At 51.6% G+C, this 11,888-nt stretch carries 11 protein-coding genes; 7 read left to right on the top strand and 4 right to left on the bottom strand.

The annotated features are described in order from the left end of the window. Positions 1-4: 4 nt before the first annotated feature. Complete coding sequence (locus EHW56_RS08605) at positions 5-1,156, bottom strand: glycerate kinase (protein WP_152795052.1); 1,152 nt, start codon at positions 1,154-1,156, stop codon at positions 5-7. 126 nt (positions 1,157-1,282) lie between these two features. Here EHW56_RS08605 and EHW56_RS08600 point away from each other — a divergent pair, with 126 nt between their 5' ends. From EHW56_RS08600 to EHW56_RS08575, 6 genes are all read left to right on the top strand, one after another. Then, positions 1,283-1,666, top strand: coding sequence for a YacL family protein (locus EHW56_RS08600; protein ID WP_172970005.1), 384 nt, complete (start codon positions 1,283-1,285; stop codon positions 1,664-1,666). Positions 1,667-1,965: 299 nt separating this feature from the next. Next, positions 1,966-2,304, top strand: coding sequence for a P-II family nitrogen regulator (gene glnK / locus EHW56_RS08595; RefSeq protein WP_046073995.1), 339 nt, complete (start codon positions 1,966-1,968; stop codon positions 2,302-2,304). Between the two features lie 18 nt (positions 2,305-2,322). Beyond that, positions 2,323-3,552, top strand: coding sequence for an ammonium transporter (locus EHW56_RS08590; RefSeq protein WP_046073996.1), 1,230 nt, complete (start codon positions 2,323-2,325; stop codon positions 3,550-3,552). 164 nt (positions 3,553-3,716) lie between these two features. Further along, positions 3,717-4,733, top strand: a complete 1,017-nt coding sequence (locus tag EHW56_RS08585) for a Fe(3+) ABC transporter substrate-binding protein (protein ID WP_046073997.1) — start codon at positions 3,717-3,719, stop codon at positions 4,731-4,733. Between the two features lie 63 nt (positions 4,734-4,796). Further along, complete coding sequence (locus EHW56_RS08580) at positions 4,797-6,428, top strand: iron ABC transporter permease (RefSeq protein WP_152795048.1); 1,632 nt, start codon at positions 4,797-4,799, stop codon at positions 6,426-6,428. Beyond that, entirely contained in the window at positions 6,425-7,471 is a 1,047-nt protein-coding gene (locus EHW56_RS08575) for an ABC transporter ATP-binding protein (protein ID WP_077578733.1), read from the top strand. The genes EHW56_RS08580 and EHW56_RS08575 overlap by 4 nt, the downstream gene beginning before the upstream one ends. Before the next feature lie 59 nt (positions 7,472-7,530). On the opposite strand, the gene EHW56_RS08570 is transcribed toward EHW56_RS08575, so the two are convergent. Continuing rightward, positions 7,531-8,136, bottom strand: a complete 606-nt coding sequence (locus EHW56_RS08570) for a TetR/AcrR family transcriptional regulator (RefSeq protein WP_077578734.1) — start codon at positions 8,134-8,136, stop codon at positions 7,531-7,533. 347 nt (positions 8,137-8,483) lie between these two features. Here EHW56_RS08570 and hpt point away from each other — a divergent pair, with 347 nt between their 5' ends. After that, positions 8,484-9,014, top strand: a complete 531-nt coding sequence (gene hpt, locus EHW56_RS08565) for a hypoxanthine phosphoribosyltransferase (protein WP_152795047.1) — start codon at positions 8,484-8,486, stop codon at positions 9,012-9,014. 110 nt (positions 9,015-9,124) lie between these two features. On the opposite strand, the gene secF is transcribed toward hpt, so the two are convergent. Further along, positions 9,125-10,021, bottom strand: a complete 897-nt coding sequence (gene secF / locus EHW56_RS08560) for a protein translocase subunit SecF (protein WP_152795045.1) — start codon at positions 10,019-10,021, stop codon at positions 9,125-9,127. Positions 10,022-10,032: 11 nt separating this feature from the next. Further along, positions 10,033-11,811, bottom strand: a complete 1,779-nt coding sequence (gene secD / locus EHW56_RS08555) for a protein translocase subunit SecD (RefSeq protein ID WP_227486504.1) — start codon at positions 11,809-11,811, stop codon at positions 10,033-10,035. Positions 11,812-11,888: the final 77 nt, after the last annotated feature.

Below are 11,888 nucleotides of genomic sequence, written 5' to 3'. Positions count from 1 at the left end.
TGTGTTAAGCCGTTGTGGATCGATGGGAGGAGAGTCGGATCATGCGTGCGATGTTTTCACTGGTGCGAATGAGGTTTTTTTTACTGTTCATTAGCGCGTCGCTCAATTCACAGGGGCCGGCTTGAATGGGAAATATCGCCGTGACACCTTGTTGGTAAAGCGCTTCGCAATCGTCACCCACACTGCCTGCGAGCACCACGACTGGGATCTGATAAGCTTGTGCAATGCTGGCGATAGCAGCCGGCACTTTGCCGTGCTGCGTTTGTCCATCGACACGCCCCTCGCCAGTGATCACCCAATCGGCATTGGCCAATAATGAATGAGCCTGGGTGCGTGAGAGTAATAAGTCGACCCCGGGTTCGAGTCTTGCCCCGAGTAGCCCGCCCAAGGCAGCACCTATACCTCCTGCTGCGCCGGCGCCAGAAAAGTGGCAAACCGACTGTCCCAGTTGCAAGTGACAGATACTCGCAAAGCGGTGCAGGTATTGCTCTAAGACACGGATATCCTCTTCTTGTCCGCCTTTTTGTGGCCCAAAGATAGTGGTGGCGCCGTGCGGTCCACATAATGGATTATCCACATCGCAGGCGGCGGTCAGTGTCACGGGCTTAAGCCGTGAATCAAGCGTATCAAGATCAATTGTCATCAAGGCGCCGAGTCCTTCCCCGGTGGGCGTGATGGGGTGGCCTGCGCCATCAAGGAGCTTGGCACCGAGGGCGGTCAAGATCCCCGCACCGGCATCATTGGTCGCACTGCCGCCCAACCCGATAATGATTTCGTCAATATCATGGTCAAGTGCGGCGCGAATAAGCTCGCCAGTGCCTAAGCTGGAGGTATGACGAGGGTTGCGTGCGTCTTGTGGGACTAAGGGAAGGCCTGAAGCACTGGCAACATCGATAACGGCCAGACGATGTTCGCGATTGATAACAAATTCGGCGGTCACCGGGCGAAAGTCGGGTCCAGTCACCTCACAGTGATAACGCTCACCGCCGATTTGGTCGAGAAAACTTTGCGCATAACCTTCGCCCCCATCCGCCATTGGCAGTTGTGAAAAGCGAGCGTGAGGCAAAATAGGCGCCATGCCTGCCTCGATCGCCTGTGCAACATGGCGAGCATTCAGGCTCTCTTTAAATGAATCAGGCGCGATCACGATATGCATAAGCCTATCCTTTACTGCTTACTGTTATTCCATTTAAGTATGGTTGAAGTGACATTTTGATGACAGCACTGGCTTGGCAATTCTGACAAAAAGCAGGACAATAGCCGGCCAATTTTGGAGGTCAGTGTGGATTACGAATTTTCTCGCAACAGTTTTGATGACAGCTACCGGATTGTTTTTTCGATGGGACATGAAGCCATAGGACGTTGGCTATTGGATGAACTCGGCACTGAGCTGACTCAAGTAACATCCTGTCTACATACCCTGCAGCAACTTGAGTCAGAGCAGCAGTGGCGCGGGCATACGTTCACGCTTACCGCCAATCGTGATGAGGTCGTGGTGGTGGCGAATGCCATGCTGCAACCTGCCTCGGACGAGGCGCAAACCACGCTCAATGAGCAAGCGCTGACCTTTTACGATGAAGAAAGTTACGCGGCGTGTGGTTACCAAGACTTTGTGGTGATGCTGGACGCCTACCAAGACTTCATTGTCCGTTACGGTCGACGTTAAGCGGGTTCTCTGAGTCAACTCTTCATGGCTGAGCACGTATCACCGTGTGCGTGCTTCGAATGGCTGAACCTCCCCCTCGCTTTTTCTCCTGATTCTCGTTCCGATGTTCCTCCTTGGTGCAATCGCATGCTGCTCCCCCTGGCATGCGCTGTGTTGGTGAATAATTCGCACTTATATGGTGCAAATGAAAGCCTTTCTATCCCGAGCTTATTTAAATTATTGATTTTAAATAAGTTAAATGTTGGCACGGCTCTTGATAGTTAGACGATGATGCAAACACAAGGACTCAGGAGAAGGATATGAAACTGATTAGCGCCATTATCAAGCCGTTCAAGCTTGATGACGTACGTGAAGCGTTGGCGGATGCTGGCATTGACGGCATGACTGTCTCAGAGGTGAAAGGTTTCGGCCGCCAAAAAGGGCACACAGAGTTATACCGTGGTGCTGAGTATCAGGTCGATTTTTTACCCAAAGTAAAATTAGAAATCGCTGTGCAGAGCGAACATGTCGACAGTGTTGTGGAGGCGATCTCTAAGGCCGCACAAACGGGCAAGATCGGCGACGGTAAAATCTTCGTCTTTGATCTTCAGCAGGCGGTGCGGATCCGTACTGGTGAGATGGATCTGGAAGCAATTTAAAAACAGGGAGTAAAGACAATGGAACTGGTAAACACGGTGACTGAATTGCGCTACGCGCTCGACACCTTTTTCTTTCTTTTATCTGGTGCGTTAGTGATGTGGATGGCGGCTGGCTTTGCCATGTTAGAGGCAGGCTTGGTGCGCTCGAAAAACACCACTGAGATACTGACCAAAAATATCTGCCTCTATGCTATCGCTTGTACCATGTACCTGTTGGTGGGCTACAACATTATGTACGTGGACAACAGTGGCGGCGGTTTTGTCCCTTCTTTTGGGGCCTTGATTGGCACCCAAGGCGCCGATGCGGATCATTCGCTCGAATCTGACTTCTTCTTCCAAGTGGTGTTTGTTGCCACCGCCATGTCTGTGGTGTCAGGGGCGGTTGCCGAGCGCATGAAACTGTGGGCGTTCCTCGTGTTCTCTGTCATCTTAACTGCGGTGATTTATCCGGTTGAAGGTTACTGGACATGGGGCGGAGGCTTCCTCTCAGAGGCTGGTTTTAGTGACTTCGCCGGCTCTGGGATTGTTCACATGGCGGGCGCGGCGGCAGCCCTCGCAGGTGTGCTACTTTTGGGGGCGCGTAAAGGTAAATACGGAAAAAATGGTAAAATTAACCCCATTCCTGGCTCAAACCTGCCTCTGGCAACACTGGGTACCTTCATCTTGTGGTTCGGCTGGTTCGGTTTTAACGGCGGCTCACAACTGATGGTGTCAGATTTTGAAAATGCCACGGCTGTCGGACAAATCTTCTTGAATACCAATGCGGCGGCAGCGGCTGGTGCGATAGCAGCATTACTGGTGTGTAAAACCCTATGGGGGAAAGCCGATTTGACCATGGTACTCAACGGTGCCTTAGCCGGCTTAGTGGCCATCACGGCGGATCCGTTATCGCCTTCACCCGTGGCAGCGCTGATTATCGGTGCGGTATCGGGTGTGATTGTCGTATTCAGTATTGTTGGTCTGGATAAGGTCAAAGTGGATGATCCTGTCGGTGCTATCTCCGTGCACGGTGTATGTGGCTTCTTTGGCCTGATGGTTGTGCCATTAAGTAACACAGGGGCGACCTTTGGTGCGCAGCTTCTGGGGGCGGCAGTGATTTTTGCTTGGGTATTTGCGGCAAGTTTCCTCGTGTGGCTGGTGCTGAAAAATACCATGGGCATTCGTGTCACCGAAGAAGAGGAGATGTCAGGGATGGATCTTCACGACTGTGGTATTGATGCGTATCCCGAATTTGTTAGCGTAAAATAGTCAGTTACACGTAACTCGAGTAAACTCTGAAACGAAACCTTACATTTTTGGATGTAAGGTTTCTTTCTTTTTGCGTCTGATCATATTGAGCCCTGAGTCATTAGTTGTATACTAACGAAACTGAGATTCGTTATCATTTATCATCATATTTAAGGACTACCACGATGAAAAAACTACTGATTGCCTCGGCTATCACCGCAAGCCTATTAGGAACCAGCGCCGCGGTTGCGTCCGAAGAAGTCAATGTTTACTCGTATCGCCAACCTTTCTTGATTGAACCCATGTTCGATGCGTTTACCGAAGAGACCGGCATTGCTGTGAATGTTAAATTCGCTAAAAAAGGCATGGCGGAAAAGGTCAAGCAAGAAGGTGAGTACAGCCCGGCTGACGTACTGCTAACCGTTGATATTTCACGCCTTAAAGAGCTGGTAAACCAAGACGTGGTACAGCCCGTGCAAAGTGATGTTATCGATCAAAACGTGCCTGAGCAGTTCCGAGATAGTGAAGATAAGTGGGTCGCGCTGACAACACGAGCTCGTGCGGTATACTCTTCACGCGAGCGTGTCGGCAAATTGGGTGACGATTTTGATTATCTCGACTTGGCAAAACCAGAATGGAAAGGCAAGATTTGCACCCGTTCAGGTAAACACCCATACAATGTCTCTTTAGTGTCAGCTATCATCGAAAACCACGGTGAAGCGAAAGCCAAAGAGTGGCTTGAGGGCGTAAAAGACAACCTCGCACGTAAACCACAAGGCAATGATCGTGCACAAGTGAAAGCGATCAAAGAAGGCCTGTGTGACGTCTCACTGGGTAATAGCTATTACCTAGGCAAAATGCTGAACGACGAAGAACAAACAGCGTGGGCGGAAGCGGTTTACTTGAACTATCCTGGCCAAAACGCGCACGGTACGCACGTGAACGTGAGTGGCATGGCGATGGCGAAGTACGCACCGAACGAAGAAAACGCGCTAAAACTAATGGAATTTTTAACGTCAGACAAAGCACAGCATATGTATGCTGAGGTGAACTTCGAAGAGCCTGTGAAGCCGGGTGTTGAGCAGTCTGAGCTCGTGGCGTCTTGGGGCGACTACAAGCATGACCCAATGCCGCTTGAGGCGATTGCGGATAACTACAGCCAGTCAGTGAAACTGCTGGATGAAGTTCAGTTCGACCTGTAAGCCATTGCATAGGGGCGGATGCCGCCCCTGTTGTCTTTCTCTGACGCCTTAATGTAGTAGGCCATGCGAGATAGATTACCCATGATAAAAACCAGCAGTTGGGGCTTAGCCCTATTGCTGGTTTTGCCGATCTTAGCGATCTTTTATACCGCGGTGGGCGATACTGGGGATATTTTCCCCCATTTGTTCGAGACCGTACTGCCGACTTATACCTTGAACACCAGCTTGTTAGTGGCTGGCGTGGTGGCGATTGCGATTATCCTCGGGGTGCCCACCGCGTGGATGCTGGCCATGTATCAGGTACCGGGCAGCCGGCAACTGCAGTGGGCGATGGTGCTTCCGCTTGCGATGCCGGGCTATATTATTGGCTATATCTATACCGATTGGTTTGATTATGCCGGTCCGCTACAACGTGGCTTGCGGGCATTGTTTGAATGGCAAACGGTCAATGATTACTGGTTTCCCGATATGCGTACCTTGCCGGGTGCGTGTTTTGTGCTGGCGTTAGTCTTATACCCTTATATCTACCTGCTCACCCGTGCCGCGTTTATGGAGCAAAGTGTCACCTTGACCCACTCTGCGCGTTTGCTCGGTTGCTCGCCGATGCAAAGCTTTCGTCGCATTTCTTTACCCTTGGCACGGCCGGCGATTGCGGTGGGGGCCTCTTTGGTGGCGATGGAGGCGCTGGGCGATTTTGGTACGGTCAATTACTTTGCGGTCAGCACCCTGACAACCGCAGTCTATGATACTTGGTTGAGCTACTCGAGCTTAACCGCTGCCGCCAAAATCTCTGCGATCATGCTGGTTGCTATCTTCCTTTTGATCAGTGCTGAACGTTATGGGCGACGTAAACAAGCACAATTTAGTCCAAGCTCGAGCAGTGATGCGATTGAGAAAATGCCCTTAACAGGCTGGCGTAAAGTGGGGGTGTTAGCCTGGTGTTGGAGTCTGCTGTCACTGGCGTTTATTTTACCTCTGCTCCAGCTTTTAGTTTATGCATGGCACTACTACGAAAAAAATGCGGTCAGCGAGTTTGCCACTTTTAGCTATAACAGCTTTTATACCTCAAGTTTAGCGGCGCTCATTGCCGTCGGCATTGCGTGGACAGTGAATGTGTATCGCCGCCTGCGTGGGCATGGGGTCAGTGTGGCGCCCATGCGATTGGCGTCTATGGGGTATGCGGTGCCGGGCACGGTGCTTGCGATTGGCGTGATGTTAGTGCTGACGCGCAGCGATCACTTCATTAACGATATCGCCACGCATTACGGCTGGGGACGGCCTGGCCTCCTATTATCTGGCACCATGGTGGCCTTATTGGTGGCCTTTGTCGTGCGGTTCAGTGCCGTCGCCATTGGCAGCATTGAATCAAGCATGGCCAAAATTCCTCCTTCATTGGATATGGCGGCGCGAACCATGGGGTGCACCATCACAGGGGTGATTCGTCGTGTGCATTTACCCTTAATTCGGCGGGGGACACTCATTGCGATGCTGTTGGTGTTTATTGAGTCGATGAAAGAGCTTAATGCTGCGATTCTATTACGCCCTTTTAATTTCGAAACACTGGCCACTTATGTGTACAACTTTACCTCGGATGAGCACCTAGAGTATGCCGCCTTACCTGCCATTTTGTTGGTCGTGGTTGGCTTGGTCCCCCTTATCCTGATTAATCGGTCATTGGAGCAAAAATATCAATGAAGTGTGCGCTCGCGATAGAGAATTTGACCTGCAGTTATAACGGCACCCCTGTTTTAAAAGATTTGTCGCTGCAAGTCGCGCCGGGAGAAATTGTGTGCTTGCTCGGCGCCAGTGGCTGCGGGAAGACGACGTTGCTAAAAGCGATGGCAGGATTAATGCCATTATCGTCAGGAAAACTATCGATTGGGTGCAAACTCATGGACGATAATCAGCATTCAATCCCGCCAGAGCAACGTAATATTGGGATGATTTTTCAAGACTATGCGCTGTTCCCACACCTTACGGTGGCAGACAATGTGGGGTTTGGTCTGTCTGGATTCAGCGCGGCAGCGCGAAGTGAAAAAGTGGCTGAGATGCTCAAGCTGGTGCGTCTGGCGGAGCTGGGTGACCGCTATCCTCATCAGCTCTCGGGCGGCCAACAACAGCGCGTAGCGATAGCGAGAGCGCTGGCTTATGAACCGGATCTGTTATTGCTTGATGAGCCCTTTTCGAATATTGATACCCAGGTTCGTCATGATTTAATTGAAGAAATCCGACGCATTTTTAAATCCCAAGGCGTCACGGCGATCCTTGTGACGCACAGTCGGGAGGAAGCATTCGCGTTTGCCGATAAGCTAGCGGTAATGAATCAGGGGCTCATTGAACAGTATGGCGATACCACAGACGTGTATTACCAACCTGCGAGCCGTTTCGTCGCTGATTTTCTTGGCCAGGGCTCTTATGTGCCCGTAACGGTCTCGTCGCAAGAACAAATGCAGACACCGCTCGGTCCGTGGCCACGTCCGGTGCATTGTCACCCAGGCCCGCATTGGTGGTTACTGCGCCCTCAATTTCTAAGCATTCGTGCTGATGCTGAGGGGGAAGGACAGGTGTTATCCCAACAGTTTATGGGTGACAGTAGCCGTTATACCATCGATATCCATGGTCAAAAACTGTCGGTACACGCGCGTGAGCCGCTATTGGTAGGGGATAAAGTCAGCTTACATATTCGCCCCCACGAGCCAGTCCTGTTCAATGATGGGCCGAGTTTTATTGACGATTAAGACACCAGAACCAAAAAAGCCAACCGAGGGGTTGGCTTTTTACGGCGTTGACAACGCGGCTAGCTTTGTTGGCACAATACGTCAATATAGTGTTGAGCCATGGCGTTTAAAGCCGTTTTGTCGGGTTGCTGATGCGCCTGTAAAAATAGCACATAGCATACCCCTGCCAACATACTGGCAAGCTCACGCGGTTGGTGACGGTCGACCATCTCACCTTTTGCCATCCCGTGCTCGAACACTTGCTCGAACTGATCCATCGCGTCTCGACTGCCTTTGACAAAGCGTGGCCAAATATCCTCGCGAATAGAGGTACTCCACTCAAACCAGACTTTCATCCACGCTTTGTCTGCCAGTGCCGTGTCAATAATTTGCGAGGTAATGCAGTTTAGCGATGCCCGCATTGATTGATCTTGCCCAGTGCACTCATTAATCAGTTTAATGAAGTGTTTCTCGGTCTGGGCCAAGATCTCTTCCACCAAGTCTTCACGGGTTGGGAAGTAGTTAAATACCGTTGCGACGGAGACGTCTGCCATTTCGGCAATATCGGCGTGCCCCGCACGACCAATCCCGCGTTTGGCAAACACATCTAAGCCACACCCTAATAACTGCTCTTTGCGGCGCTCGGGCGATAGCCGCGTCCTTGTTCTCTCATTTGATTGAGCCATCCTAAAACCTGCCAACTTATTTTTGGTTTGTACAAATTAATTATTGTTTGTGCTAATGATTTTATTATTAGCGGGATTGAGTTTATACCAGCCATTTATGACCTGACAACGGCTAGAAGCCTGATCTAGGCCGTAAAAACGTAATTTTGTCTGCAAAAAAAGTCATTCATTACAAAAAACAAAGGCACGGATTATTTTTTCTTATCAATCAGTGTGATACCCAACTAGTGTGCGGGTGCATAAGCGATGAAAACGCGCTCGCTGGGATCCGCAATCGATTTAGTGCTAGACTATGCCACCTTTGTTAGTGACCTCCCTTTTGTGGAGAGACAACCATCGGGGCAGATATGAAACACACCGTTGAAGTGATGATTTCAGAGCAGGACGTACAGGCGCGAGTGAAAGCCTTGGGCACTGAGATCAGCGAGCACTATAAAGACTCATCTGAGTTGGTATTAGTGGGGCTGCTGCGTGGCTCGTTCGTTTTCATGGCGGATTTATGCCGTGCGATTGATATGCCGCATGCGGTCGACTTTATGACCGCATCAAGTTACGGCAACAGCATGGAAAGTACGCGTGATGTGCGTATTTTGAAAGACTTGGATGATGATATTAAAGGCAAAGACGTACTCTTAGTCGAAGACATCATCGATACTGGCAATACGCTGAGCAAGGTGTGTGAAATCCTGTCTTTGCGCGAGCCAAATTCAGTACGCATTTGTACATTGTTAGACAAGCCAGAGCGCCGAGAAGTTGACGTTAAGGTTGATTGGTTGGGCTTTACGATTCCAGATGAATTTGTGGTTGGTGTGGGCATTGATTATGCGCAAAAATACCGCCATCTGCCGTACGTCGGTAAAGTGATTCCATTGGATTAATTTTCACGGCGATTGGCAACGCTAATCATCGCGCAGAGCGTCTCACGAGCAATGAAAAACCGAGCGGTCGCTCGGTTTTTTTGTGCCTATGGTGAGTCAATAAGGGTGAGTCAGTGAGCGCCTTCTCGCTCGGGAGCCGGCGCGCGCTGATAATGCGCAGGGGATAACCCCAGCATTTCTTGTAGACAAGACGCCACCGCGACCGATGACCAAGTGCCTGTGAGCACGCCAACAAAGAGCGTCAGCGCAAAGCCATACAAGGCATCGCCACCTAATACCAACAAACATCCGATGGTAAATAGCGTGGTGCCAGCGGTGATCAAGGTGCGCGAGAACGTCTCACAGACCGCAATATTGGTGCTGACATACACACATTGGTTCGGTTTGGCTCTGAGCACGTCGCGCAGCCGATCGCCGATCACAATCGAGTCATTGAGCGAGTAACCGATCACGGCGAGGAGCCCGGCAATGACATTGAGATCCATCGGCACCGCAAGCATTGCGAGTAGGCCCAAGGTAAGCGTCACATCGTGCACCAGCGCTCCTACCGCCGCCAGGGCGAGACGCCATTCAAAGCGAATGGCCAAATAAAGCATGATGGCTAACGAGGCAACCAGCAGTGCTAACCCGCCTTGTTCAAACAGCACCTGCCCCACTTGAGGGCCGACGACGTTCGCTTGAACTAAAGTGACGGGCATGGCGAGCGCACGGCTGATTTGGGCGATGATCTGTTGCGGATCTTGCCATTGGGACGCGTGGGGTAAAATGAGTTGCCACTCGCCCTGAGTTGTACTTGGCGTGAGTGCTGCCAACTCGCCAAACTGACTGTGCAGGGCGGCGATCAGCGGTTCACTGCCAGTTAGGCTAGGGAGGGCGAAATCAATCACGATACCGCCGGTAAAATCGATCCCCAAGTTTAGGCCATAATAAGCGATCGCCCAGAGGCTGATCAGGATAAGCAGTCCCGAGAGCGCTAAGCTGGCATAGCGGACGTGTGTCAGTTTCATAAACAGGCTCCTTAAATGGTCACGGTGCGGCGGCGGTCGCGTCCCCAAATTGGGTTGATAATGGCTCGCGTGCCGACAATGCCGGTGATCATGCTCGCGCATAGTCCCAGAATCAGTGTGGTGGCAAACCCTTGTAATGGTCCTGAGCCGACCGCATACAAGCAGAGCGCAGAAATTAAGGTGGTGATATTGGCATCGAAAATCGTGCTAAAGGCCGCTCGATAACCGGTATCAATAGCATTGGCAAGGCTGTTCCCCGCGCGCAAGCGATCGCGAATACGCTCAAAGATAAGCACATTGGTATCGACCGCCATCCCCACGGTTAATACCAAGCCGGCGATCCCCGGTAGGGTCAGGACTGCGCCGGGCAGCAGCGCGAGTAGACCGACTTGCATCATCAAGTTGGCACCCAGCGAGACAATCGCGACCCAGCCAAAGCGGCGATACCAAAGCACCATAAAGATAGCCATACCTATCATGCCGACGGCCAGTGCAGAAAACCCTGCCTTGATATTATCGGCCCCCAAGGTCGGGCCAATCGCGCGTTCTTCAACGATTTTAATCGGTGCGGTGAGTGCGCCAGCGCGTAACAACATCGAGAGGTTACGGGCTTCTTCTGGGCTCGACAGGCCCGTGATCCGGAATCGATCGCTGAGCGCACTTTGAATCGTCGCGACGTTGATCACACGCTCGTTGGCAATCAGATCGCCCTGCTCATTAGCTTGATACTCACGGTACACAGTGGCCATGGGATCGCCTAAGTGACGTCGGGTAAAGGCCAGCATGGTTTCGCCACCGGGGCCATCCAAGCGAATATCCACTTGTGGACGACGCATTTCATCAACGCTGGTGCGCGCATCAATAATGTGTTCTCCACCCAAAATGGCATGACGTGCTAACGGCACTACATTGTGCTGTGAGTCATACAGGCGTTTCGGGCTGGTGGTATCGAGGGCATAGAACGCGAGTGAGGCTGTCGCGCCAATGACATTTTTAGCTTGCTTAGGATCGTGCACGCCGGGCAGTTCGATACGAATATAGTCTGTACCCTGACGTTGCACACTCGCCTCAGCCACGCCTAAGGCGTCGATACGTTTGCGAAGAATATCGATATTCTGACGCACGGCTTGATGGCTCATCGCGTCTTGCTCGGTATCGGTCATCTGCCAGCCATTCGTGGTGCGATTGAATCGCCATTGCGGATAATGCTTGGTAAACCAAGCGCCAGCTTTGCTGCGATCGCTGGCACTGAGCATCGGCAAGCGCACCGTCGTCTTATCTTTGGTGTTGACCGTTGCGTTAGCGGGTAAGTGCTGACTGTCTAACCAAAGGTTGAGGCTTTGTACTAACGTCTCGGCTTGATGGGCGAGTGCTTGGTCGGTATCAACCCAAAGCAACAATTGCACACCGCCGCGCAGATCGAGCCCTAGTTTTACCGGCTCGGCACCGAGTCGCGATAGCCACGCGGGTGCTGCGGATAAATAATCGAGGGTGATTTCCGCGTCGGGTCCTAGAGTGCCTTTTAATTGCTGTTGTACGTTCTGTTGCTGGCTAATATCGGGCGTGATTAAGGTAACCGTCCCTTGCGAGTCATAACGCACTTCACTCACGGTCTCAGGATGGGCTTTTAGCCAGTTTTGCAGTGCTTGATGCGAGTGATGAGACACGCTCACCACCGGGTGGTCGCCAAAAAAGCTTGGCAACGCCTGCAGGGTCAGGACGATTAACATCAGCACCAATGCGACGTAGTGCCATAAAGAATACCGATTGGCGGGGGATAATTTATTCATTCGTTCTCCTTGGCTGTGCATCACGCACAGCAAAACCGAATACCGAGCGCCAGCTCGATATTGTGATTAGGGGGAAA

This window comes from Salinivibrio sp. VGrn1 (assembly GCF_009377995.1).
GTDB lineage: Bacteria > Pseudomonadota > Gammaproteobacteria > Enterobacterales > Vibrionaceae > Salinivibrio > Salinivibrio siamensis.
This window is presented reverse-complemented; position numbering and strand designations above follow the sequence as displayed.

Coding starts and splice junctions, on each gene's coding strand:
- hpt (WP_152795047.1), top strand. CDS start 8,484: ATGAAACACACCGTTGAAGTGATGATTTCAGAGCAGGACGTACAGGCG.
- secF (WP_152795045.1), bottom strand. CDS start 10,021: ATGAAACTGACACACGTCCGCTATGCCAGCTTAGCGCTCTCGGGACTG.
- glnK (WP_046073995.1), top strand. CDS start 1,966: ATGAAACTGATTAGCGCCATTATCAAGCCGTTCAAGCTTGATGACGTA.
- EHW56_RS08570 (WP_077578734.1), bottom strand. CDS start 8,136: ATGGCTCAATCAAATGAGAGAACAAGGACGCGGCTATCGCCCGAGCGC.
- EHW56_RS08590 (WP_046073996.1), top strand. CDS start 2,323: ATGGAACTGGTAAACACGGTGACTGAATTGCGCTACGCGCTCGACACC.
- secD (WP_227486504.1), bottom strand. CDS start 11,811: ATGAATAAATTATCCCCCGCCAATCGGTATTCTTTATGGCACTACGTC.
- EHW56_RS08580 (WP_152795048.1), top strand. CDS start 4,797: ATGCGAGATAGATTACCCATGATAAAAACCAGCAGTTGGGGCTTAGCC.
- EHW56_RS08575 (WP_077578733.1), top strand. CDS start 6,425: ATGAAGTGTGCGCTCGCGATAGAGAATTTGACCTGCAGTTATAACGGC.
- EHW56_RS08585 (WP_046073997.1), top strand. CDS start 3,717: ATGAAAAAACTACTGATTGCCTCGGCTATCACCGCAAGCCTATTAGGA.
- EHW56_RS08605 (WP_152795052.1), bottom strand. CDS start 1,156: ATGCATATCGTGATCGCGCCTGATTCATTTAAAGAGAGCCTGAATGCT.